20 protein-coding genes are annotated in these 24,491 nt (G+C 62.0%); 8 read left to right on the forward strand and 12 right to left on the reverse strand.

The window, feature by feature from the left end; translation table 11 throughout:
- Positions 1-56 precede the first annotated feature (56 nt).
- Entirely contained in the window at positions 57-473 is a 417-nt protein-coding gene (locus TERRO_RS09540) for a hypothetical protein (protein WP_157178311.1), read from the reverse strand.
- A 176-nt stretch (positions 474-649) separates the two neighbouring features.
- Between TERRO_RS09540 and TERRO_RS22005 the strand changes: the two genes are divergently transcribed.
- Genes TERRO_RS22005 through TERRO_RS09555 form a run of 3 tightly spaced genes read left to right on the forward strand, consistent with a single transcriptional unit; the run spans position 650 to position 3,589 of the window.
- Entirely contained in the window at positions 650-2,674 is a 2,025-nt protein-coding gene (locus TERRO_RS22005) for a choice-of-anchor D domain-containing protein (RefSeq protein WP_014785793.1), read from the forward strand.
- A 9-nt stretch (positions 2,675-2,683) separates the two neighbouring features.
- A complete protein-coding gene (locus tag TERRO_RS09550) occupies positions 2,684-3,190 on the forward strand; it encodes an aspartyl protease family protein (protein ID WP_041592540.1) in 507 nt (168 codons plus the stop codon).
- 60 nt (positions 3,191-3,250) lie between these two features.
- Entirely contained in the window at positions 3,251-3,589 is a 339-nt protein-coding gene (locus TERRO_RS09555; RefSeq protein WP_157178312.1) for a hypothetical protein, read from the forward strand.
- A 130-nt stretch (positions 3,590-3,719) separates the two neighbouring features.
- Here the strand turns inward: TERRO_RS09555 and thiS are convergent, their stop codons facing one another.
- Genes thiS through thiD form a run of 3 tightly spaced genes read right to left on the reverse strand, consistent with a single transcriptional unit; the run spans position 3,720 to position 5,134 of the window.
- Positions 3,720-3,947, reverse strand: a complete 228-nt coding sequence (gene thiS / locus TERRO_RS09560) for a sulfur carrier protein ThiS (protein ID WP_014785794.1) — start codon at positions 3,945-3,947, stop codon at positions 3,720-3,722.
- A gap of 31 nt (positions 3,948-3,978) precedes the next feature.
- Positions 3,979-4,305, reverse strand: a complete 327-nt coding sequence (locus TERRO_RS09565) for a hypothetical protein (RefSeq protein ID WP_014785795.1) — start codon at positions 4,303-4,305, stop codon at positions 3,979-3,981.
- A gap of 31 nt (positions 4,306-4,336) precedes the next feature.
- Complete coding sequence (gene thiD / locus TERRO_RS09570; protein WP_014785796.1) at positions 4,337-5,134, reverse strand: bifunctional hydroxymethylpyrimidine kinase/phosphomethylpyrimidine kinase; 798 nt, start codon at positions 5,132-5,134, stop codon at positions 4,337-4,339.
- 42 nt (positions 5,135-5,176) lie between these two features.
- On the opposite strand from thiD, the gene pyrF reads away from it, so the two are divergent.
- The gene (pyrF, locus tag TERRO_RS09575) at positions 5,177-5,887 is read left to right on the forward strand and encodes an orotidine-5'-phosphate decarboxylase (RefSeq protein WP_014785797.1); all 711 of its coding nucleotides are present in this window, start codon (positions 5,177-5,179) and stop codon (positions 5,885-5,887) included.
- Between the two features lie 99 nt (positions 5,888-5,986).
- Here pyrF and TERRO_RS09580 read toward each other — a convergent pair whose 3' ends face one another.
- From TERRO_RS09580 to TERRO_RS09600, 5 genes are all read right to left on the reverse strand, one after another.
- Positions 5,987-6,166, reverse strand: coding sequence for an Rcat domain-containing protein (locus tag TERRO_RS09580; protein ID WP_014785798.1), 180 nt, complete (start codon positions 6,164-6,166; stop codon positions 5,987-5,989).
- 137 nt (positions 6,167-6,303) lie between these two features.
- Complete coding sequence (locus tag TERRO_RS09585; protein WP_014785799.1) at positions 6,304-7,377, reverse strand: hypothetical protein; 1,074 nt, start codon at positions 7,375-7,377, stop codon at positions 6,304-6,306.
- 143 nt (positions 7,378-7,520) lie between these two features.
- Positions 7,521-8,543: a hypothetical protein gene (locus TERRO_RS09590; RefSeq protein ID WP_014785800.1), complete on the reverse strand. Its 1,023-nt coding sequence runs from the start codon at positions 8,541-8,543 to the stop codon at positions 7,521-7,523.
- A 36-nt stretch (positions 8,544-8,579) separates the two neighbouring features.
- On the reverse strand, positions 8,580-9,431 hold the full coding sequence (locus TERRO_RS09595) for an acetyl-CoA carboxylase carboxyltransferase subunit alpha (protein ID WP_014785801.1): 852 nt from the start codon (positions 9,429-9,431) through the stop codon (positions 8,580-8,582).
- Positions 9,432-9,473: 42 nt separating this feature from the next.
- Complete coding sequence (locus TERRO_RS09600; protein WP_014785802.1) at positions 9,474-9,890, reverse strand: DoxX family membrane protein; 417 nt, start codon at positions 9,888-9,890, stop codon at positions 9,474-9,476.
- Between the two features lie 142 nt (positions 9,891-10,032).
- On the opposite strand from TERRO_RS09600, the gene TERRO_RS09605 reads away from it, so the two are divergent.
- Positions 10,033-10,611 carry a DUF4136 domain-containing protein gene (locus TERRO_RS09605; RefSeq protein WP_014785803.1) on the forward strand — a complete coding sequence of 193 codons (579 nt, stop codon included), beginning with the start codon at positions 10,033-10,035 and terminating at the stop codon, positions 10,609-10,611.
- A gap of 42 nt (positions 10,612-10,653) precedes the next feature.
- On the opposite strand, the gene dnaE is transcribed toward TERRO_RS09605, so the two are convergent.
- Both dnaE and TERRO_RS09615 read right to left on the reverse strand, forming a co-directional pair.
- On the reverse strand, positions 10,654-14,184 hold the full coding sequence (dnaE, locus tag TERRO_RS09610) for a DNA polymerase III subunit alpha (RefSeq protein WP_014785804.1): 3,531 nt from the start codon (positions 14,182-14,184) through the stop codon (positions 10,654-10,656).
- A 56-nt stretch (positions 14,185-14,240) separates the two neighbouring features.
- Positions 14,241-15,923: a cryptochrome/photolyase family protein gene (locus TERRO_RS09615; protein WP_014785805.1), complete on the reverse strand. Its 1,683-nt coding sequence runs from the start codon at positions 15,921-15,923 to the stop codon at positions 14,241-14,243.
- Between the two features lie 226 nt (positions 15,924-16,149).
- Here TERRO_RS09615 and TERRO_RS09620 point away from each other — a divergent pair, with 226 nt between their 5' ends.
- On the forward strand, positions 16,150-16,545 hold the full coding sequence (locus TERRO_RS09620; RefSeq protein ID WP_014785806.1) for a hypothetical protein: 396 nt from the start codon (positions 16,150-16,152) through the stop codon (positions 16,543-16,545).
- A gap of 9 nt (positions 16,546-16,554) precedes the next feature.
- On the opposite strand, the gene TERRO_RS09625 is transcribed toward TERRO_RS09620, so the two are convergent.
- The gene (locus TERRO_RS09625; RefSeq protein WP_014785807.1) at positions 16,555-17,715 is read right to left on the reverse strand and encodes a pyridoxal phosphate-dependent aminotransferase; all 1,161 of its coding nucleotides are present in this window, start codon (positions 17,713-17,715) and stop codon (positions 16,555-16,557) included.
- Between the two features lie 51 nt (positions 17,716-17,766).
- On the opposite strand from TERRO_RS09625, the gene TERRO_RS09630 reads away from it, so the two are divergent.
- Positions 17,767-18,417, forward strand: a complete 651-nt coding sequence (locus TERRO_RS09630; RefSeq protein ID WP_014785808.1) for an HAD family hydrolase — start codon at positions 17,767-17,769, stop codon at positions 18,415-18,417.
- 176 nt (positions 18,418-18,593) lie between these two features.
- Positions 18,594-24,476, forward strand: a complete 5,883-nt coding sequence (locus TERRO_RS09635; protein ID WP_014785809.1) for a choice-of-anchor D domain-containing protein — start codon at positions 18,594-18,596, stop codon at positions 24,474-24,476.
- The last annotated feature ends 15 nt before the right edge of the window (positions 24,477-24,491 follow it).

Genomic DNA, 24,491 nt, shown 5'->3' on the forward strand with positions numbered 1-24,491 from the left:
AGCGTTGCGGATGAATGTCCTGGGGGTCGATCGGCGCAGTAGCGCCGAAGAGACAGCTAGGCGGGGGAGAGAGCCGGCGGCGGGCGGGCGGACTCCGGCCTTGCGGCGGGGTGGTCCGTCAGGCGCAGCGCCTCTGTCGAACGCGCAAAACGGCCTGCGGAGACAAGGCGCGCGCGGAGCAACAGCAACATCAACGCGGGCATGACCTCTGCCGGCGAACTGATGGGATTGTTCGGAGAGCCCAGTAGTAACGTGTCACCGAGGTGGCGACTGCTGGTTTCAGTGTCGAGCTTGGCCCGCTGCAGATCGTCCGTCATGGACAAGGCAGGGAAGAGTACCAGCGCGATCAGCGCGGTGCAGCCGAGCGCAACCACAAGGGAACACCGCAACGTGCCGCGACGATGCCCACGTACTGCCAGATAGGCAAGTACGCTGGCGACCGACAGCCACAGCAGATTGAGCAGATGTTCCACTATGCGGATGATAGCCGAGACTGGCAAGCGCCGGGGAAAGAATCGTGGACTGGAGAGGGTTGCCGCCGCGGTGCGACGTTGTGGCGCTCGACAAAAGTTTTACTTGATCGTAAGAAGTTTATTGCTTCTGCGTATGGCGTGGTGTAGCACAGAGCTACACCGTCTTTTCGCTTTCTATGCGCAAACTCTGGCTTCTGCTTTTGCTTGCTCTCGGCATTCCGGCGTACGCGGCTGATCCCGCGTGTACCGGTCTGTGCCTGAAACAGGTGACGTGTACGGGCGGCGCTACGACGTCCATTACGGGCACGGTCTTTGCGCCGAACGGTGTGGATCCGCTGCCGAACGTGCTGGTGTTTATTCCGAATGCTCCTATAGAAGCGTTCACACCGGGTGTCGCTTGCCCGGCGCCCAACGCGCCGCCGACGGGTTCGCCTCTGGTGGGCGGGAGGACCGCTGCGGACGGCTCGTTCCGGCTGGTGAATGTGCCGGTCGGGACGGCGATACCGCTGGTGATCCAGTCCGGGCGCTGGCGCCGGCAGTTGACGGTGTCTACGACGACCGCTTGCGCGGATACGGCTTTTTCCGCTCGAATGCCACGCAACCAGACAGAGGGCGATATCCCACTGATTGCGGTCGCGACGGGACGTGCCGATGCGGTGGAATGCGTCCTTCGGAAGGTTGGCATCGATGAGGCCGAGGTCACCAATCCCATGGGAACCGGTCGTATCCACCTGTATACGGGCAGCGGTTCGAAGGGCGCTGAGATCGATATCACGACGCCCTCGCAGAGTTCGCTGATGGACGATGCGGCGCAGTTGAGCAAGTATGACGTGCTGATGTTGCCGTGCCAGGGAACAAGCGAAGGTCAGACGACGCCGGACCGGCTAACGAATCTGCTGGGTTATGCAAATGCTGGCGGCCGGGTTTATGCCAGCCATTATTCGTATGCGTGGTTCCACCAGAATGGCCCCTTCGCATCCGTGGCCGCATGGCCTGCGAACGAGGTGAGCGCGCGGGCTGGCGGCACAGCAACGGTCAACACGAGTTTTGCCAGTGGGAAGACGTTGAGCGACTGGTTGCAGGTGGTCGGTGCCAGCACCAGTCCCGGGCAGGTGAATCTGCAGGAGATCAGTCCCGCGATTACGGGCGTCAATGCTCCGACGCAGGTCTGGCTGACGCTGAATAGTCCGAGCCAGGGCAATCCGGTTCAGCAGTTCACCTTCAACACGCCAGTCGGGAGCGCGAACCAGTGCGGCCGCGTGCTGTTCAACGAGTACCACGTGGAGAGTCCCGCTGTATCGCCTGCGAAAGCCTTTCCAACGGAGTGCTCTAAAGGCGCCATGACGAGCCAGGAGAAGCTGCTGGAGTACAGCCTGTTCGATTTGACGAACAGCGGCGCGGGACCGACGTTGACGCCAGCCTCGGCGGAGTTTGGAATGCAGGCGGTTGGCTTCAGCACGGCTGCGAAGATCTTTACCTTGACGAACGACTCCATCTTTCCGTCTGTTGTGAGTTCCGTGACGGTCACGAGCGATTTCCTGGTGACGTCCAACTCCTGCGGCAACCTGGCTCCAAATGCATCGTGCCAGATCGGCGTCGTCTTTAAACCGACGGCCATTGGAGCCGCCACCGGGACGCTGACGGTCTTCTCGAACGCGTCCACGGCTACCTCGACATTAACGGGGACGGGCGTCGACTTTACGATTGCCATGACACCGGCTTCGGGATCGCTGATTGCCGGGACCAGCCTGACCGCGCCAGTCACCGTGCTGCCGCTTGCGGGCTATGCTGGCGCCGTCACGATCAGTTGCACAACGACCGTCCCGGGATCGACGTGTACGCCGAACAAAACGAGTGTCATACCGTCGGCCGTGGCTGGCGTGTCGGTCACCATCACGTCCACTTCAAAGTACGCGGTGGTGGGCTATGGCGGATTCGGCCGGGGCGTGATGGCTTTGGTGGCACTTTGCAGTGTGTGCCTGCTTTGGCGACGCAGAAGCCAGGTGCGCTCGCTGGTGCTGACATCTTGTGGCGTGCTGATGCTCTTGGCAGTGTGCGGTGCGGTCACGGGGTGCTCCAGCAAACTGCCTGGACAGAACGCTGTGTACACGGCTCCGGGCACTTACACGTACACGATCACCGCAACGGATGGGCTTCTGAAGCACTCGGCGACTTACTCACTGAAGGTGACGGTGAATTAGAGTCGTCGGATGAACGAATTCGATTTTGCCTCGCTTGTGCAGGGCACCTCAAAGCCACAAGGACTGGTATCGACCAGACGAATGTTTGCAGTCGTGGCGCTTGGCATTGCGGCACTGACGCAGCAGGGTGTGGCACAGTCCCAGCCGACGACGATCGCGTTGAAACCCTACCTGGGCGTGCTTTGGTCGTTCGGGGCGGAGATTGGAGGGAAGCCGGGCGTCTTTCTTTTCGATACGGGCGGCGGCATTACGGTGATCACACCGGAGAGCGCGAAGGCGATCGGATGTGCGCCCTGGGGCCAACTGAGCGGTTTCCGGATGCGCGGTGATCGAGTCGATATGACTCGCTGCAATGACGTTTCTGTGCGGGCCAATGGAGCGACGCTAATGACTGCGACGGTAGGAGTCTTCGATTTTGCGAAGCTGTTGCCGAAGGACGCGCCGCCGCTAGCCGGCTCGGTGGCGCTGAGCAGCTTTACCGGAAAGGTCGTGACGATCGACCTGGGACACCAATAGGTCATCCTTGAGACGGCCGCGAGTCTGAAGCGGCGGATTGCGGACGCGAAGGAGGTCGAGGTGCACTTGGCCGGTGAGGTTTCGGGGCATGCCGTGACACCGTATCTGGCCGTCCAGTCGCCGAAGGGTAAGGTCTGGATGGAAGTGGATACCGGGAGCAATTCGTCGGTCATCGTTGGCGGTCACAATGCCGAACTTTTCTCGATGAAGCCCGAGGACAAGAGTGCGCAACAGTTTCGGGGCGAACTGGCTGGTGGTGTGGCGTTGGCGGCGGGGGATGCTCAGTCGATGCCGCTGGTCATCGATGGGAATATCGGTGCGGCGATCCTCAAGCACTGGGTACTGACTCTGGATGTTCCGCATGGCCGTGCCTGGATCTCGTCGGCGGATGCTCGCTAGCCCTGATTGCACCGCATACACTACGTCCGATAATGCATATTCTGTATAGTGAACGTCTGGCGAGGCCTGATGGCAGGCTTGCAGAGCCTCCCTTGTCATTTTTGGCATTCTCGGCTTCCCTGAGGTCTCGTTACCTCTTACCGCCGCCGACGAAGTGGACTACTTCGAAGCGGTCTCCGGATTGGACTGGGGTGTCTGGCCAGGTGCTTCGCGGTACGATGTCTCCGTTGCGTTCGAGGGCTACGCGATCGCCGCGGAAGCCGAGTGCGGCTACGAGCGCGGTCACGTAGGGTGTCTCTCCCAGATCGTCAAAGGTTCGCTCGGCGCCATTCAGGGTTACGGTGATCGGTCCTGCCATGGCGCAAGTTTACCAAGGCTGGACCGCCCGCTCACCGTCCTGGGATTTTCTGTGCACGTCGTCGCCACAGGAGTGCGGTCTGTACGCGCTGGTGCCAAGGCTGGATCAGTTCGCACTCCGCAAAAACCTGACGGGAGCAGGACATCAGTGTGCGGATGGCTGTTCCGTCGGAGGGTACTTCGACCGGGTCGTAGAGGCGGGAGTCCGCCAGGTATTCGACTGCGTGGCCGAGGATTTCAAGCGCCCGACCCTGGGTCGGCGTCGTGCGGCGGCAGATGGGTACTGTGCGAGCCGGCCAATGGCCCGCAGCGTATTCGACGATGGAACCAAGTGCGGTGGGGTGGGCAACGGTTGACATGTTGCACTGATCGGCGAAGTGGCTGTCGCCGTTAATCCGTCTGATGTCCCAAGATGGGCCACAGCAGATTCATGGGCCCGCGGCCGGCGCCACGTGGTGTGGCTGTGCGCATGGCTCGCGCGACGTATGCCTTTGCCGTTGCGGCTGCTGTTGGCCAGTCGTGACCGGCGAGTCTGCCGCAGAGCAAGGCGCTGGAGAAGGCGCAGCCCGTGCCGTGGGTGGCGCGAGTTTCGATGCGTTCGCCTGGAAGCGTGCTCCAGACTCCTTGCACCAGCAGCAGGTCGTCCGGCTTTGCGCGGTGGCCCCCGGTAACGACGATCGCGAGCGCGGGATGCTTTCGGGCGAGCGTCTCTGCTGCAGTTCCAATCTCTTCCTCGGTGTTGCATGGGAGGCCGGTGAGGACGGTGAGTTCGTCGGTGTTGGGGGTGATGGCGTCGACGAGAGGCAGCAGTTGCTCGATGAGAGTGCGAGTTCCCTCGCTGTCCAGCAGCGCTTTGCCGGAGCTGGATCGCAGGACGGGATCGAGGACGATCAGAGGTTTCTTCGGGAGGTCTTTCAGGAAGTCAATGACGGCGCGCACCTGTGACTGACCGCCGAGCATGCCGATCTTGATCCCGGCTGGCGGGAGGTCTGACCAGAGCTCGGTGAGTGTTTGCGACAGTACATCGGGTGCGACGAGTTCCACGCGGCGCACGCCCACGGTAGATTGCACGGTGAGCGCGGTGATGGCGGATGTGCCGAAGATGCCATGGGCTGCGAAGACGGCCAGATCGGCGGTGATGCCAGCTCCTGAGGATGGGTCGAAGCCGGCGATGGTGAGTGCTGTCATACGGTTCTCAGCATAGCGTGGCGGCGCATCTACACTGGAGGCATGGACCCGCTTGACCGCCTGATTGTCGCCCTGGATTACCCCTCACGTGCGGAGGCCATGGCTTTTGTGGACCGACTGGATGGCACGGTGCGCTGGCTGAAGGTTGGCCTGGAGCTCTACCTGGCCGAGGGCCGGCCGATGGTTGAGGCCTTGCGCGAGCGCGGCTTTGAAGTCTTTCTGGATCTGAAGCTGCATGACATTCCCAATACGGTTGCGGGTGCAGTGCGGTCGGCTGGAGCCTGTGGTGCGGCACTGCTGACGCTGCATGCGGCAGGTGGACCCGCGATGCTGGCGGCCGCAGCGGAGGCCGCATCGAAGCTGGCCAGCCCTCCAAGATTGCTGGCTGTGACGGTGCTGACGAGTATGGATGCCGCGCAATTGCGAGCGATTGGCATTGAGGCAGAGGCGCGCGAACACGTGGTTCGATTGGGAGAGATGGCCGTGGCGGCGGGTGTAAATGGGCTGGTGTGTTCGCCGGAGGAGATCATTCCGTTGCGGTCGAGCTCGGCGCAGGATGCGCGGCTGGTGGTGCCGGGAATTCGTCCGGCGGGTGCGGTGAAAGATGATCAGAGCCGGATTGCGACGGCTGGTGATGCGATTCGGTATGGGGCGGACATGCTGGTTGTGGGTCGGCCCATTACTCGGGCCTCTGATCCGGCGGCTGCGGCAGCTGCTTTGATCGAAGAGGTCCGTGCGGCGCAGACGGCTTGAGATTCGCGACGATCTAGATTTTGTTGCAAAAGGAAAAGACCCGGCGCCTAGGCACTGGGTCTTCCCTTTTAGATCCTGTTCGGTTGATGTCGCTTGGGACTACAGACGCTCAAAGAACTCGCATGCTGAGCACGAAATGTAGATGCCGCCGGGGGTGCCGCGTTCGCGGTCCTTGACGCGCTTTACGATACGCGTTGGCTTGCCACACTTCGGGCAGTCGGTGCTCTTTGTGGTGTCCATCGCCTTTTTGCGATCACCGGTTTTGGCAATCTTCGCCATGGGGTATTCCTCTCTGCGGCGCCTTCCGTGCGCCTGATGGGATCTTGATTCGCGGGTATTCCGGCGGCACAGGAAGCGCAGCCAGGTTGCGAGCAGCCACAGGGAGACCGTGGGCTCTGTCGCTCAACCTGATCAGTTTACATCAGATTCGGCAAGTTGTTGGCAGCAAAGCTCTTCTTGACCGTTGGGTCGGGCGCTGCCGGCTTGCTGTTCTCGCTGTCCGGGCGTTCGCCGGGTGCGCGGAGTGAGGGAGCCTTGGGTTGCGCGGCTTCAGCGTCTGCGGTTCCCTTCGTGGCGCCAGGCGTATCCCCAAGCGAGACCTCATGGATGAGCGCCGGATCGCGGTAGCCGGCCATCTGGTCCTTGTCCCGGACTTCGATTGGCTTGCCGAGTGCGGCGGTCTTCATGAGGACGACACGGTCGCCGCGAAAACGGACGAACCGGATGGTCTGCGGCGTGTGGCCGTAGATCCACTCTTCGAAGACTTCCCCATCGGAGCTTTCGGTCGCGCGCTCCCGCAGCTTGCTTTCAGGCTGACCGAGGGCCGCGAGGACCATGCGGCGATTCATGCCGACGAGGACTTCGTGTTCTTCTACGGCTTTCTTAATGGGATCCGGGAGCGTGTCGGCGAAGGCCTGTTCGGAGCTTTTCAGGCCGAAGTCGAGCAAGGGCTCCAGTAGCGCTTTAAGTTCCGAGGCGGAGACGCGTGGCGTCTGGCCCTCAAAGAGCAGCGTGATGCGGGTGCCTGTAGGAAGCTCGCCGACCTGTCCGTCCCCTGCCAGCGGCATGTTGTTGATGGAGATGTGACGGAGGAAGCGGTGCGGCAGGTAGGGACCGCCGTTGATGTCGATGTTGATGCGGTCGCCGAGGATGACGATGTCGGTGACCATAATGCGGTCTCCCGCGCCGGCGCACATGCCGCCTTTATAGAGAAGGGTCTGCAATTCTTTGCTGCCGACGGTCAGCTTGCCGTTCGCATGCAGCACGAGGCCGGGCGCTCCAAGTGGCAGAGCGCGATGGGCGAAACCTTGTTCCATGAGCAGCATGCGCACGAGTTCGCGCTTGCCCGCGAGATCCATGGGCTCCTGCGTGAATTCGACGCGGGTGGGCTTGAAGCCTATCAAGGGATCGCCGATGGCGGTTTCACGACCGACAACGAAGACATCGCGCTGCACCTGCGGACCTGCGACGGCCTGAGCGCACGCAGGCATGACTGGGCTGGCGACTGTCAAGAGTAGAAGCGCGGACGTGATTGATAAGCGCATGGGAGGGGACCCGATGCACGCAATGTAGACCCTACGGGGTTTGCTACGCAAGGGCCTGTGTCGGATATTGTTCGCAGGATGCTAAACGATTACAAAATTGGGTCTCGTGGCGTGGCAGGCAGGTCCGGAGCCGCGGGAGACGCGGGTGCGATACCGCCGATCTGTACGAGCGGTGCGGCTGCGGCGTGCTTCTTCTCTTCGCGGATGTGTTCTTCCGGCGGTGCGATGACGACGGGTGCGCCAGCACCTTCGATGGGCTGCCAGGTGTAATGCCAGGCGTAGTCCCTGGTGATGCGGAAGAGCGCGACTAGCGCTGCGATGAGCACGAGAACTGCGAAGGCAGAAGCCTCCGGGCCGAACGGGCCGCCCGTGAGCCAGGCGGGGCCGCCGGCGTCACTCTGCACGATGCCGTAGGTGACGGGGGTGTAGGGCGAGTTGGCGCCGAAGAGCAGCTGCAAGCCGAGCGTCCAGCCGATCTGCAGGCCCAGCGGCAGCCAGATGGCGCGTGTGCGCAGATAGCCCGCGACGAAGAGCGATGCGGAGAGTGCCATGAAGATCAGGCCGCGCCCCTGACCGCCCTGTCCGCTGATTGCAAGGCAGGTGACGACGAAGATGACTGCAGCCGTCGCCCATGCGGGACCGGTTGCACGTACGAGCAGACGCAACGGCAGTCCCGCGAGCACCAGTTGCACGACGAGTGCGAAGGCTGTGAGCACCACGGCGCTGACGAAGAAGTGAGTTATGGCAACGCTGGTGAAGCTGAACGTAAGGTCGAGGTTGCCAGTGAGCATAGCCGGCAGAACCAGAGCGATGGCGATTGCCCAGCCCAGCGCTGCGCCGCGGCCGAACTCTGCCGCAATGCCCGGACGGCGGACGAAGCCAATGCTGCTGAGGGGACGGAGGTCGGCGATGTAGGCGCGCGCAATCGCGTAGAAGCCGCCCGCAAGCAGGGCCGCTGCGACGATTTCTCGCACGATGGCTTCCCACAGTACCGGCACAGGCTTCGTCACCTCACCGGCGACGGCCAGTGACAGGACGATCCACGCGGCGGAGAGCAGAAACAGCGATGCGACGCGATTGGTGCGTGGTCTGGTGGGTGGGGTACCGTTCATCCGCTTGTGTGCCTTCCCTGTTTGACGAAGGCCGAGCTATGCCGTGGTCTTGGCCGTGGTGTAGAACTGCGCGATGTTGCGGAACTTCTGGTAGCGACGTTCGAGCAGCTCTTCCATGGACTGTGACTTAAGATCCGTGAAGTGATGCTTGAGGCATCCACGAATATGCTCCAGGGCGCGTTCGGGATTTGCCTGGACACCACCGGGCGGCTCGGCGATGACGTCATCGACGCAGCCCATGCGTGAAACGTCCGGTGCGGTGTACTTGAGAGCGTCTGCTGCGGCCTGGCGCTTGGCTGCATCCTTCCACATGATGGAGGCGCAGCCCTCGGGCGAGATGACCGAGTAGATGGCGTTTTCCATCATGAGGACGCGATCGGCGACGGCGAGAGCGAGTGCGCCACCGCTGCCACCCTCACCCGTGATGACGGTGATGGTGGGAACGCGCAGGCGCGACATTTCGATGAGGTTGCGAGCGATGGCTTCGCCCTGTCCACGCTCTTCTGCGCCCAGGCCGGGGTAAGCACCGGCGAGGTCGAGGAAGGAGAAGACGGGACGGCCGAACTTTTCGGCGATCTTCATGGCGCGCAGCGCTTTTCGGTAGCCCTCAGGTTCGGGCGAGCCAAAGCGGAACTGCATGCGCTCCTTGGTGGTGCGGCCCTTGCGATTGCAGAGGACGAGCACGTCATCGTCACCGAAGCGCGCCATGCCAGCGTACATCGCAGCGTCGTCGCCAAAGCTGCGGTCGCCGTGCAGTTCGCTCTGGTCGGTGAAGAGCGCGTCGATGAAGTTCATGGGGTGAAGGCGCTGCGGGTCACGCGCAACCTCGGTCTTTCGCCACGCCTCGGACACGGGCGGGGCTACGGGCTTTGCTTCTATCTCTGCCATGCGTTTCAATCCGCGCTGCAGGGCTCGCAGCGACTTCGCCGATTATACGTTCTTACGGCCCATCATCCCGTCGACCGACAGACTGTTTGCTTCGACGAGCCAGAGCATGACGAAGAAGACGAGGCTGTACTGCAGTTGCGTGCCTGCGCCGTTCCAGTTCTGCGTAGAGGTTGTGCCGAAGGTGAGAGCGATCATGAAAAGCGATCCGCCGATCAGTGCGAGGCGCGTGAAGAGCCCCAGTGTGAGCAGGATGCCCAATATTAGTTCGATGAAGGGCGTTGCGTAGAGAAAGGCCAGCGACAGGGCGTGCGGCAGCGGCCCCTTGTCCATTCCGTTGACTGCACCGTTGGCGAAGGCGCCCACGCCGCTAAGGATGCGAAAGAAGCCGTGGCCGAAGATGTTGATGCCGAGTGCGAGGCGCATGAGCGCGTAGGCGATGGCTTTGTGATCTCGAAGCATGCGGTAACTCCTGCTGAGTAGACGGTTTGTGGCGTCTGCAAGACCCACCGCCTTTGTGCGACAGGTACGGTCGCTGGAGACGGTGACGCCATCCTACTGAGAGAACCAGCCCGGTGCTTCGAGGGGCTGAAGGAGAACGAAGATGAGATACACGACACTGCCGAAGCTGGCCATGATGACGCTCCTCACTTTGACTGCGGGAACCGTCGCATTGAGCGCCCAAGAGGTTCGCACCGACTATGACCACAAGGCGAACTTCGGTCAATATCACACGTTTTCGATCTACAAGCTGCACGCCTCCGACCAGATTGTTGAGGGGAGACTGCGCGATGACATTCATCAGGCGCTGACTTCGCGCGGCTATCGCGAGGTGCCGGAGGGTGGTGATCTTGCGATCACAGCCGTCGGTGGCATCACGAACAAGCAAGAGTACAGCACCTTCTACAACGGCCTGGGTGGCGGCTATGGTTATGGCGGCTGGGGCGGATGGCGTGGCTTCGGCGGCTGGGGCGGCGGTGGCGGCACGGGTGTTTCGACGACGAGGGCCTATAACGTGCCGGTAGGAACGCTTGCAATCGACGCGTACGACCGCTCGAGCAAGCAGCTTGTCTTCCGCGGAACGGCTTCCGACACGCTCTCGAAGAAGTCGGAGAAGAATGCTTCGAAGCTGGAAAAGGCTGTCGATAAGATTTTCGACAAGCTGCCCAAGTCCAACGGGTAACAAAAAGCGGCGAGTGAGATTCGATCACTCGCCGCTTCTTCGTTAGTTGATGACCTTGACGCCACCAGCACCGACGAGACCTTCCACCTGATCGATGAAGAGACGGTCGGCGCAGACGTTGAAGCCGACGGGTTCGAGGACAGCACAGAACTCTCCGGGCTCTTCGAGGTCGAGGAGCACTTTGCCTGGGCCGGGCTTGGCTGTGAAGATGCTGAGCAGCTTGTCGAGCAGAGCGGCGTCGGGATTGTGCAGTGGCACTTTGATGCGTAGGGCCTCGGGCAGGCGCAGCTTCACATCTTCGAGTGCTGTGATCTTGGTGACGGAGAGCTTTGGTGCGGAGTCTTCTTCACCGCGCAGCGAACCACTTACGAGTACCGGTACGTCAATCTTGAGCGCTTCCTGCAGCTTCTCGTAGTCCTTCGGAAAGGCAATGATGTCGATCTTGCCGTGGGTATCTTCGAGGATGGCGGAGGCGTACATTTCGCCGCTGCGTTTGCTCTTTGCGACCTTGAGCGCGGAGATGACGCCGGCGATTTGAATTTCGGTCTGCGGTTCGCGCTGGCCGCGCTGAAAGACCACCGGTTCCGGCTTCATCTCGCAGGCGGTTGCGGTGTCGAGGACGCCCTTGATGTTGCGGAGCTTCTCGCGGTACTTGTCCATGGGGTGTCCGCTGACGAAGAAGCCGAGGACTTCCTTTTCGTTCTGAAGACGCGTGTGCTCGTCCCACTCGGGCACCTGGGGCAGCTCGTCCTCTGCGGCTGCCTGTCCACCGCCGGCTGGGCCAGCGTCGAAGAGACCGAAGAGGCCGCTCTGGCCGCTGGCGGCGTCGCGCTGTGACTTCTGCGCGCGTTCCATGGCCTTATCGACTGCGTTGTAGACGCGGGCGCGTGGTCCGAAGCTGTCCATGGCTCCGGCCTTGATGAGCGATTCGAAGACGCGCTTGTTCAGCAGGCGCAGCTCGACGGACTCGCAGAAGTCCCACATGGACGAGAAGCCCGGCTTCCCTTCTGCCTGCAGTTTGCGCCGAGAGGCGACGATCGTGTCGATGGCATTGCCGCCAACGTTCTTGATGGCAGCGAGGCCGAAGCGGATGCCGCCGTTGCTGGGTGTGAAGTTGGAGTCAGAGATCTGCACGTCGGGCGGCAGCACGGTGATGCCCATCTCGCGGCACTCGCCGATGTACTTCACGACATTCTCTGGCTTCGAGGTTTCACTGGTCAGCAGCGCCGCCATGAACTCGACGGGATAGTGCGTCTTGAGCCATGCCGTGTGATACGCGAGGAGCGCGTATGCGGACGAGTGCGACTTGTTAAAGCCATAACCCGCAAACTGCAGGATGAGATCGAAGAGAGCGCCGGCCTTGTCCTTGGGGTGCTTGCGTTCGGCTGCGCCGGCCATAAACAACTCACGCTGCACTTCCATGGCAGCGGGATCTTTTTTACCCATGGCGCGGCGCAGAAGATCAGCACCGCCGAGTGAGTATCCAGCAATGACGCTGGAGATCTGCATGACCTGTTCCTGGTAGACGATGACGCCGAGCGTCTCCTTCAGCAGGCCTTCGAGGTCCGGCAACATGTATTCGACAGCGCGGCGTCCCCACTTACGTTCGATGAAGTCATCAATCATGCCGCCCTGGATTGGGCCCGGGCGATAGAGTGCGTTGAGTGCCGTGAGGTCTTCGACGGTGGTGGGCTTGTACCGGCGAAGAACGTCGCGCATGCCGCCCGATTCAAACTGGAAGACACCTGAAGTCAGCGCACGATGGAAGACCTTCTCATACGTCACCTGGTCATCCAGATCGATGGTCGACATATCGATGGTGACGCCCTGGTGCTGCTTGATGAGCTTGAGGCAATCGTCGATGACGGTCAGCGTGGTTAGCCCAAGGAAGTCCATCTTGAGCAGACCCATCTTCTCGACGGCCTTCATGTCATACGCCGTAACAAGATCATCAGTCTTGGTCAGCGTGACAGGCACCAGCTCCGTCAACGGCTGCGGCGCAATCACAACACCGGCAGCATGAACGCCAGCGCCACGCACAAGTCCCTCGAGACGCATGGCAGTGTCGATGACTTCGCGGATTTGCGGATTCGTCTCGTACACCGCGGCCAGCGGCGGCGAGTCCTTCAAAGCCTCCGCGATCGTGATGCCGATCGTCGCAGGAATCATCTTCGCAATGCGATCGATTTCGCCATAGGGGATTTCGAGGGCGCGACCGACGTCCTTGATGGCGGCCTTTGCAGCCATGGTGTTGAAGGTGATGATTTGCGCAACCTGGTCTGCGCCATACTTACGCTTGACGTAGTCGATGACCTCGCCGCGGCGGTTCATGCAGAAGTCGATATCGATATCAGGCATCGACACGCGCTCAGGATTCAGGAAGCGCTCGAAGAGCAGCTCGTTCTGCAGCGGGTCGACGTCCGTAATCTCCATGACGTAGGCGACGAGCGAACCCGCAGCCGATCCACGGCCGGGTCCAACCGGGATGTTCTGCTCCTTCGCGTACCGGATGAAGTCCCACACGATCATGAAGTAGCCGGGGAACTTCATGCTCTTGATGCAATCCAGTTCGCGCTGCAGACGCGCTTCATACGCGTCAATCTCGTAACGCAGCAGACCACGCGACCGCAGGTGCGTTACCGCGGTGTTCAGTCGCTTCTTCAGACCTTCACGGCAGACAGCTTCAAAGTAATCGTCGAGGGACATACCCTCGGGCACGGGGAACGCCGGGAACGGGTCGTCTACCTTCTTCAACTTCACGTTGCAGCGGTCGACGAACTGCATGGTGCGTGTGCAGACTTCTTCGTGGCCGGCGAAGGTGCGGTGCATCTCCTCCGCGGACTTGATGTAGAACTCCTGCGTATCGAACTTGAAGCGGTTCGGGTCGTTCATCGAACCCGCCGTCTGTACGCAGAGCAGGATCTCGTGTGCGCGGCTGTCATCCGCAGCGACATAGTGCGAATCGTTGGTCGCGATCAGCGGAATGTCGAGGTCTTTCTCCATCCGGAAGAGCTGATCGCAGACACCCTTGTCCGGCTCCAACCCGTGATCCTGAATCTCGAGGAAGAAGTTGCCCTTGCCGAACATGTCCTGGAACATGCCCGCACTACGCTTCGCCTCTTCGTACTTGTCCTTCATCAGGTGCTGGTTGATCTCACCCGCCAGGCAGCCGCTGAAAGCGATGAGGCCTTCCGTGTGCTTCGACAGGAACTCCTTCGAGACGCGCGGCTTGCGATAGAAGCCATGCACCGCCGCTTCACTCGTCAAACGCACCAGGTTCCGATAGCCGGCGTCGTTCTCCGCCAGCACCAGGAAGTGGTTGTAACCGCCGCTGCGTTCGCGATGGTCGTCGGTCTGCGACAGGTAAAGCTCGCAGCCGATGATGGGCTTGATGCCCTTCTTCTGCATGGCGTCTGCAAAGTGCACCGCGCCGAAGATGTTGCCATGGTCGGTCATGGCTGCGCCTTTCTGGCCCAGCTTGCTCATGTGCGCGGCGAGTTTATCGACGTCGCAGGCGCCGTCCAGAAGGCTGTAATCGGTGTGGAGATGCAGGTGCGTGAAATCAACGGCCATGGATCGATTCTAGGCCGCGCGGGATGTGGTAGAAGCCTCTGGAAAAGCCGTACGAATTAGGTGACGATCTCTCCCCTGCCCAACTGCGCGACGGCAGCTTCCGCGCGCTCTCGCAATGCCTTTCGATCTGCGGCAGACTTCTTGCCGAGCGCAATGTACGGCATGCGAAGCCGTTGATTCGACTGCAACAGATCCGCATGACGCTCAAGGAAGGTCCAGTAGAGCGCGGTGAATGGGCAAGACCCAGGACCGAGCGCCTTCTTCGGATCAAGCGGGCACTTGCCGCAGTAGTCGCTCATCCGGTTGATGTACGCGGCACCGGAGACGTACGGCTTGGTGGCAGTCAGGCCGCCGTCCGCGAAGGTCGCCATGCCGAGGACGTTGGACTCCACGACCCAGTCGTAAGCGTCGATGTAGGCGACCCAGAACCAGTCCGTCAGTTCCCGCGGTGAGAAGCCGCAGAGTACCGCGAGATTCGACAGGACCATAAGGCGGGTGATGTGGTGCGACCAGCCCTGATCGCGGACCTGCGCGACCACGGTGTCCAGACAGCGCATGCCCGAACGATCGCCCCAGTAGGCCGGCGGCAGGGGGAGATGGGCATCAAGCGCAGAGGGTGTTGCGGGGCGGTCCGGCGTGGCAGGATCAATGGTTTGCACGATGGTGGCGCTGTAGGCGTGTGCTTCGCGGTTCGAAGGAGGGTCGGGGCTCTGCGGCAGTGTGCGGAAGCCATCGGTGGTGTCGTGGATGTGGCGCATGAACTCTCGCCAACCGAGGATCTGGCGGATGAAACCTTCGGCACTGGCAAGCGGAATCTTGCCCTGGTGATAGGCGGTCTCAACGTCTGCAATGATCTCGCGAGGCAGCAGGCGGCTGATGTTCATGAGGGCGGAGAGCGCGGAGTGAAAGAGCATCGGCTCCTGTGTGCTCATGGCGTCTTCCCATGGACCGAAGAACGGCAGTAGCCGGTCGAGTGCGAAGCTCCAGGCGCTCTTCGCATCGGCCTCCGTGACGGGAAGATCGAAGCCGTCCGCACTTCCGAAAGCAATCGGATTCACCCGCTGCATCATCTCCAACAATTCGATTGTGATGGCGTCCTGTGCAAAGGTGGGACGAGGTGGAGGTGTGATCTGTCCGCGGTAGGGTTCGCGATTCTGCTCATCGTAGGAGAGCTTGCCACCTGCATAGTTTCCGTCTTCCATCAGGATGCCGGTGGACCGTCGCATGTAGCGGTAGAAGCGCTCCATCAGGAACTGGCGACCGCGTGAGGCGCCCTTCCCGAAGACCTCCTGCCAGTCCTCGGAGGTTGAAAGCCAGGCCGTGTCCGGACGATCTTCGAGCCGCAGGCCGGATGCGCAGCCGCGTTCGAGGTCTTTACGAAGCTCGCGTTCTGCTGCGCGGGTCGAGAGGATGGAGCCAAGTCTAAAGCGTTGCTGCGCTGCGAATAACTGCTCACCGTAGCTTTCGGGGCCGTTCAGATAGAGCACGTGGCGGCCGCGTTCGATCTGCTCGAGCGCGAAGTGGCGCATATTCGAAAGGACGAGGAGAACCTTCTTGTGGTGGTAGGGGCGTGACTTTCCCTTCGCATGCGATTCGACGAGGATGATGCCGGCATCGCTATCTGTTGCGAGTGGACCGATGCGATCGTTCAGGCGGTCACAGGGCACGAAGACCCAGGAACGTTCGCGTGCCTCTGCGGCGGAGGGATACCGCTCACGCATGCTATCGAGAAAGGCCATGCCGCTTGGATGCGATGAAACCGATGCTGCAGACGGGGCGGTTTTCTTACCGTGAATCTGATTGCGCCTACTTTGCGATCGCACGGCGCCCGCGGAAGTTATCTGCCTGCCGTATCGATGCAGGACCGGCAGCAAGAGTACAGGCGTGCTGGGTCGATGATTTTCATGGAAATAAAGCTTTACGGACCATGCAGACTCCTGTTGACTGGGCGGCAGGAGAATCCCGATGCGTCTCGTCGCCAGTTTGATGGTTTGCAGTACAGTCGCTTTTGCTTCGCTCAGCGCCGCCGCACAGCAACCGGCCATGCCCTCCTGCCCCGGTACACCTGAGATCGTCCGTGTCTCCACCATCAAGCCCGGCAAGATGGACAAGTTTCTGGAAGCCGTTGCGGCCCAGGCAAAGTGGTACAAGCAACAGGGCACGACCGATGAGATCAGCGTCCTGCGCGTGATGGATACCAACACCGGTGCATGGTCTGCGACGGAGGCACTTACAACGCACACGGAACCCGCCGGGCAGGACGCGAAGCGCGCCCACAATGCGGGCTATGACGCCTTTGTGTCGCTCTTCCGCGAGAGCTCCGATGTAAAGGCACAGTATGTTGGCTGCCGACTGAACTAAGTGAATCTGTCAGGCGACCGCGGCGGTGAGTCGCTGTACACCGTCGCGGAAGGCCTCTGTGGGCGTCAGCAGACTCAGGACGAGCCATCCGCGGGACGGGAAGCCGTAGAGAGATCCGGGATGGGCTGCGATTCCCTCTTCCTGCAGCAGCCGGATCGCGACGGCCCTGTCGTCGTCGTTGGCGGGTATGCGCAGAACCACGGCCCAGCCCCCCTCTACCTTGAGCCGTGAGACGGATGTGCCGGCGATCGCGAGGTCGAGCGCGCGCAGATTGCTCGAGACACGTGCCTGAATTTGCGACTGCATTGCCTCACGCAGGACGAGCCACTTTGGCAGCGCGACCTGGGGTGGTGTGGCGATGGAGAGGAAGGTGTCGGCGATGATCTCGAGTCGCTCCATCGCGATGGCGGTTTCAGAGGGCGGTCCGCAGACGACGGTCCAGGCCAGCTTCATCTGCGGCAGGGCAAGCAGCTTGCTGAGGCCACCGAGGACAAAAGTTAGCACGGGAGGCTGGAGCGAGGCGAAGCTGGGCTGCGAGGCAGACTCGAGTGTGTAGTCGAGGAAGACCTCGTCGAGGATGAGCGGCAGGCCGTGCTCGAGCGCGGTGGCGAAGAGTGCGTCGCGGTCGGCCGGGCTGCAGAAGTGTCCGGTGGGATTGTTGGGATGGATAGCAACGATGGCGCGGGTACGCGGCGTGACCGCGGCGGCGAGCGAAGCAGGGTCGATCTGCCAACCGTCGTGATAGACGAGCGGGTACGGGATTAGCTCGACATCATGCAGGCGCGCCAGCAGGTCGAAGAGAGGATAGCTTGGCGATGGCACGAGGATCGCATCGCCGGGTTCGCAGAAGAGCCGCAGAAGGTAGCCGTAGGCTTCGCTGGTGCTCGCGGTGAGCAGGATGTTCTCGGGACTGACCTGGGCACCGTAGTTTTCGGCGTAGAGCTCCGCGATCGAGGTGCGGGCGGTGTGGATGCCGCGCGGGTCTGCACTGTAGTGGAGAACAGTTGCATCTCCGAGCGCTGTCGCGATAGCAACGGGATAGTCGAATCCGCAACGTGTGGGGTTCGAAACCGTAAGGTCGACGAAGCCGGGATTGGTGCGCGCAGCGGCGAGTGCCTCGCCATAGGGCGAAGCTGCGTCTCCGAAATCGCTGCGTGAGGCGAACCGCATAGACCCATGCTACGCAACCTGCGGGTAACGGAGGTTGGTTACAATCGACCGATGTCCTCCCCTATCGATGCAGTGTTGTTCGACTACGGCATGGTGCTGAGCGCACCGCGAATCCCGCGCGTGTGGAGCGAGCTTGCCGGCATGAGCGGTCTAACGGAAGCTGACCTGGAGCGCGAGTACTGGCTGCGCCGCGATGATTATGACGCGGGCGTCCTGACCGGCGAAGCTTTCTGGAGCGGGATCGGTGCGAGTGTCGGCGCGACCTACTCCGAAGAACAGTTGCGCGCGATGAACGATGGCGATGTGCGCCTGTGGGGCGGGCTGAACGAGCCCATGGTGCAGTGGGTACTGCGGCTGCATGATGCGGGAGTGCGCACGGGCATCCTGTCGAACATGGGCGACCGCATGGCGGAGGGACTGTCCGCGCGGTTTGACTGGATCGGCCGGTTCCATCACACGGTGTGGTCGCATGCGCTGAGTCTGCGCAAGCCGGACCCTGCGATCTATGAGGCATCCGCCAAAGGTCTTGGCGTGGAGCCCGCAAAGATCCTGTTCGTCGACGACAAGCCTGAGAACACAGAGGCTGCCATCGCGTTCGGCATGCAGGCCATCGTCTACAAGGACTTTGAAAGCTTTATCGCGGAGATGAAGCACCGTGGATTCGGCGAGTTGTTGCGTCCGATCGCGTCGACGACACCCTAGTTACCCGGTGGTGAGATGAGCGGCTTCCCTTTTCGGGACACCGCCTCATCACCTATTTGGGTACAAGTAGCAGAACAGGACACGGGTTTTGGTCCTTTGCGTGGATAAATAGGACGAGCCCGACCAGGGCCCGGCAAACAATCCTGCGCATGTGTCTGTTTCCTGGAAAATCCAAGATGGCCTTCTGCGCCGCGCTGCTGCTGGGCGTGGCGAGTCTGCTGCCCGCGCAGCAGGTGACGCTGGCAGGGCTGCGGTCTCTGAATCACGCGGGCGCGTTTCATGGTCTGAAGCAGGACGCTGCGGGATACTTGTACACGCTCTTCGACGCCCGCGACGGCGTCCGGCTGATGAAGTTCAATGCGGCGGGAACGCAGATGCTGGCGCAGACACTGGTGGGCCAGGCCGGTGATACCGGCATCGCGCTGGATGTGGACAGCGCGGGCTTCGTCTATGTTGCAGGCACGTCGAACTCCCTGGGATCGGTGACCGGCACAGCCGGGACAGCGTTTCCCAATCGCGCGGACACATCGACCAATAGTTTTATTGCGCGCTTTACCTCGTCGCTCGCCGAGGAGTGGTTGACCTTTTGCGGCAGTGGCAGGCTGGCCGTGAGCGGCATCGCCGCGACGACGACATCCGTGTACCTGACGGGTTCGATCTTTGCGTCGACGCTGCCGGTCACGTCCGGCGGCATCCAGCAGACGACTGCGCCGGGCAGTGGTGGCAACGGCTTTGTGGAAAGCTTCTCGGCGACTTCAGGAGCGCTTCTGTACGCAACGTATCTGACCGGGGCGAATGGTGACACCTCTCCCACGGCGATCGCGGTCGATGACGCGGGCAACGCTTATGTTGCGGGCGTTACGAGTGCCACCGGCTATCCGACGACGGCGGCATTGGTGCCGACCTTTCGTGCCAATGCAGGCGTAAATGCTGCAGGCTTTCTGACGAAACTGAATGTGGCCGGGGACGGCTTTCTGTTCTCAACCTTTGTGCCGGGCGGCGGTCTGAGTGCAGTGGCGGTGGATACGGGCGGCAGCGGGTCGATCCTGATCTCGGGGAACATTGCGCCGGGTCTGCTTCCAATGACGGCCGTGCAGGCACCGTTTGCTCCTTCACTGGACTACCAGTCGGCGGCACGCATCGCGCTGGATGGCTCGTCCGTCATGAGTGCGACGCTGCTCGCTCCGGGCTTTGAATCGGTAATTGCGCCTGGTACTGCCGGGTCGGCGTGGGTGTTTATCTCATCGCAGAATGCAACCTCGGTGCCGCTGCTGCCGTTGGCGCCGGTGGAGTCCATGGGAAGCGCGCTCGCCTTCCGGGTGAACAGCGCCGGTCGCGTGGATCGTGCTGCCCGCTTCGGTGGCCTGCCTGTGACGAACAGCGGCTACGCAAGCATGCCTGCGTTGGCGACCGGAGTGGTCGTTACAGCGGATGGTTCGGTGGCGTTGGCAGGGTCCGTCAGTCCCACGCTAAGTTCCGAACTGCTAGCAACCGAGACCTATGACCTACCTCTGACCGGGGCGCCGAATGCTGCGTTGCCTTCGACCGTTCGCGACGCTCTACCGCTTGCCTCCTGCGACGGCAGTACCTGCAGCGGGAGTGCGGGTTCTCTCGTGAAGCTGGCACCGGATGCTCTTGCGCCGAGCCTTGCACTTTCGGTCGATGACCTGCCAAGGTTGACGCTGCGGAATGTCGGGACAGCGGCTGCAACCGGCGTGTCCGTAGTGGCGAACGGCTTTGGCGTCGAGAGCAGTTGCGGCAGCACTTTGAATCCCGCAGGCGAGTGCAGCCTGTTTCTGACCGGAGCCGGGCCGGGATCGGTCACCGTACAGGCGACGAACAGTGCTGCGTTTACGACGCAGTTGCCTGTCTCTGCGGTCACTTCGAGTGGCCTAACAGTACTTCCGCGCGAGCTGGATTTCGGTATCCAGACGGCTGCATCCGCCGTAACGATACGAACGCTTACGGTGCGGAATCTGGGAAGTTCGACACGGACCTTCGTTTCGCAAAAGAGCGGCAACGGCGCTGCGGGCTACACATTGGCGGAAACGGCGAGCACCTGCACACCAGCGGGCGATGGTGTCAGCAAAGTGCTGGCGGGCGGCGGGTCGTGCAGCATCACGCTAGGACTGACGGCGAGTGCCGATGCCACCAACGACGGGGCGGTGAATGCGCGCTGGACGATCGGCTCTGAGGATGTGCTGCTGACCGGCTATGTGCAGGCGGCAGCGACGGCCCTGTCGGCGACCACGGTGGACTTCGGCCGACAGTACATCGGGGGACTGCGGCCTCCGCGTTACGTCTACCTGACGAACAGCAGCGATGCTCCGCAGAGCCATGCGGCCGTTGCGTCGACGAACCCGGCGTTCACAGTGACGGATGAATGCCCGGCGAAGCTGCAGCCTCGGACGGTCTGCCGGATCGCACTGGGTTATAACTCGGACGCTGCACCGTCGAGCGACGCGCTGACACTTACCGTGGACGCAGCACAGGTGGCGGTGCTGGGTGAAACTCTGCCGCAGCCCTCGATCAATGGCTCAACCGCGAATCCAAATCTGACACTGTCCGAGACAACCGTCCTCTTCAACGATGCGGTGACTGTCACGACCGTATCGTCCGAGACGCACACCGTCACCGTCGGAAATATTGGTGGCGCTGCATTTGCTCTATCCCTGGTGGCGACGGGTGACTTTCGCTTTGCGACGGACTGCGGGGCCATGCTGGCAGGCGGCGCCAGTTGCAATGTGGTGATGTCGTTCACACCGTCGGCTGCGGGTCAGCGCGGCGGGTTGCTGGCAGTGACTGCCGGGTCGGCTGGGCCTGCTTACATCTCGATGTCGGGCGATGCGACGGCCATTCTGCCGCAGAACGATGGCCTCAGTTTTGGGGATATCCCCCTCAATACGCCGTCCGTTCAGTGGCTGAAGGTTTCGCATTCGTTCGTATCGATGACCGCTGCTTCTGCCGATCCGAACTTCACCGCAGTGCTGGTGGAAGATACCGGCTTTGGACATGGTCAGCCTGCGCCCAGCGCCTTCGGGAGTACGGTCACCGGATCGTGTCTGAGCTGCTATCTTGGCGTGCGGTTTCTGCCGACGACGGTCGGCACGCATCTCGGCACGGTCACGCTGGCATCGACGGCTGGTGGCAAGCCGATGACTCTGGTGGTTGCGGGTAACGGGTCGCCGTTGATGGGTCTTGTTCTTACACCGCTGGCGCAGGATTTTGGAGCGGTGCCGGTGCATACCTCCACGGCTTCGACAATCTTTCAGTTGACGAACGCCACGGGTGGAAGTGTCGTCGTGACCGGGTTCCAGGCGACCGGCGACTTTGCCGTGACGGGAGAGGTCACGGGTGGAGCCGACTGTTCCGGCGGAAGCGTGCTGCCCGCTTACGCAAGTTGTTTTGCCGCTCTTCGGTTTACTCCGATTGCGGTCGGTACGCGCTTAGGATCGCTGACGGTTACGACTGCCAGCGCGAGCATGACCGCAGGACTTAGAGGGACAGGCTCGGGTGATCCTGGGGTAGCCTTCACGCCGGGCGAGCTTCGCTTCGACAACGTTCCCGGCACGTCTGCGACGACGCAAGTCATTACCGTTACCAATACGAGCGCCTCCACTGCGACGGTGGGGTCCGCGACGAGCAGCGATCCCCACTTTGCCGTTGCCACAAACTGCGGCGCGTTGGCTGCAGGCGGTAGTTGCACGGAAACGGTGACGTATACGCCCGGTAGCGGCCTCAGTAGTGGCACGCTGACGATCCCGATTACGACGGCACCCTCGGGCGTGCCCATGACGGCGAACTACAGCATTGCGCTTGCCGGGCAGTTTCCGGCGGAGTCTGCTGGCATCCAGATCATTCCGGGCGAGCATGCCTCGGTAAATTTCGGATCGGCCGCCACCGGCGCGCCCGCCGGGACGCGTGTGCTCCATGTAAACAACCTCACGTCGAGCGCGCTATCACTCACCGTCAGCGCGCCGCGCCAGTTTGCCGTTACCGGCGATTCATGCGGAGGGCTGGCGCCGAATGCCGGTTGTGATCTGACGGTGCAGTACACCCCCGTGAGCGGCGGCGACGCGACCGGCACCGTCTTTGTGCAGGGCACCCCGTCGGACGGATCAGCCACACGCAATGGTCTTGCCTATCTGGAGGGCTATGGCGCGGGCAATGCCTCCCTTGCCGTAACGGGGAACCTTTCGATCGCGGGCGTGCTGACTTTTGGGAGCGTCACCTCGGGCCTCAGCGCCTCGCAGACGCTGACCTTCACCAATCCGCTGACTTCCGCAGCGGGCACTGCGGTCACCGTTCGGCGAGTGCAGTCTGAGCTCCCTTTCCTCTCGACGACCGATTGCGGCGCACCTTTGCTGCCCGGACAGAGCTGTTCCGTAAGCGTGAGATATACCCCGCTCTACCAGGTCGCGTCGTCAGCGGACATTACCGTGCCGCAGATCGACACAGGAACTCTAACCATCGAGAGCGATGCCGCGAATGCGCCGCTGTTCCTCGACCTGCTCGGCCAGGCAAAGGCGGCGGTCGTCAGCGTACCTTCGAACACAGCTCCACTGGCGGCTTTCACAACATCGCAGGGGTCGCTCACTTTCGGCTCGTCCGCTGCAGGCACAGCGTCTGTGCCGCAGTCTGTGCGACTGACCAGTACCGGAACGGCTACCGTGCATGTGACTGGAGTTGTCACCAGCAGCGGCTTCCAGGCCTCGAATGGCTGCGGCGCCTTGATCGCAGGCGCGTCCTGCTCCATTGCCGTCACCTACCAGCCTCAGACTTCTGGGCCGACGGTTGGATCGCTGGAGATTCAGAGCGATGCCAGCACGTCGCTGGAACTTGTGTCACTGCTCGGCATGGGCTCGCCGGCATCGGTGACGCTCGCCCCGCTCGCTCTCGACTTTGGACGTGTCCTGGTTGGCCGCAGCGCGTCGCAGATGGCGACGCTGACGAATACCGGCAGCACTTCCCTTGCGATCGGCTCCCTCATCACGACTGGAGGCAACTTCGCCCTGGCGACCGCCACGACCGCAACCAATGCGTGCCCGAGTAGCGGCGGCACCGTAGGCGCGGGTACCAGTTGCACCATTGCTGTTATGTTCACGCCGTCGACTGCCGCGACCCTTCGCGGAACACTGTCGGTCGCTACTTCGGCGACTCCCCTGCCGCTGGCGGTGGATTTGTCTGGCGTGGGAACCAGGCCGCAGCTCAGTATTACCCCTGACTCGCTGGCGTTTGCGAGTGTCCTGGTTGGCACGACGGCAACGCAATCGGTCACGCTGCGCAATACCAGCGCTTTGACGGTGGATGGTCTGAGTTTTCGCGCGACTCCGGGCTTCAGCGTAAGCAGTACCTGCGGAATCACGAGCCTTAACGCTGCGTCCTCTTGTGCGGTGAGTGTTACGTTTGCGCCGACGGCCACCGGCGTTTATGCGGGGACGCTGACGGTTGCAAGCACCGATCCTGCCTCACCCATCACGATTCCACTCACCGGCACGGGGACACAAACCGGCACGATCATCAATCCTCCGGCTGGCGACATCGGGCTTACCGTGAACGGAGGTTCTACCGCGTCCGTAACAGTGCAGGCGGGCCTTCCGGCGACCTACGCTCTAAACGTCACACCGTCCAATGGCTTTACCGGCGACGTGGCGCTGACCTGCATGGCGGAGAAGCCTGCTGACTACACCGCGTGCTCGTTATTGCCCGCCTCGGTGACGTTGGGAGGAGGCGCGCAGGCTTCCTCTGCGACCATCTCTACTCTTTCAGCCGTATCCGCAGCGATCGGAGCACCAAGCCCTCTCGGACTGCGGGACGTGTTGCTGTGCACGCCACCGGCATTGCTCCTGCTGCTTGGTCTGAGGCAGCGGCGCTTTGCTGCGCTGCTCACCTTTTTGCTGGCGGTCGCCCCGGTCAGTGGCGGTTGCGGCAGCAGTGTGGACCGGCGTATTCGCTATGCTGCCACTGGCACATACACCTTCCACGTCACAGCGACACCGGTGGATGGCGTGACTGCGCCGAAGAGCGTGACACTCACGCTTGTGATCACACCGCGGTAGACAGCCCTAGCAGGC

The sequence above is a fragment of the Terriglobus roseus DSM 18391 genome (assembly GCF_000265425.1).
In the GTDB taxonomy this organism is placed as follows: domain Bacteria; phylum Acidobacteriota; class Terriglobia; order Terriglobales; family Acidobacteriaceae; genus Terriglobus; species Terriglobus roseus.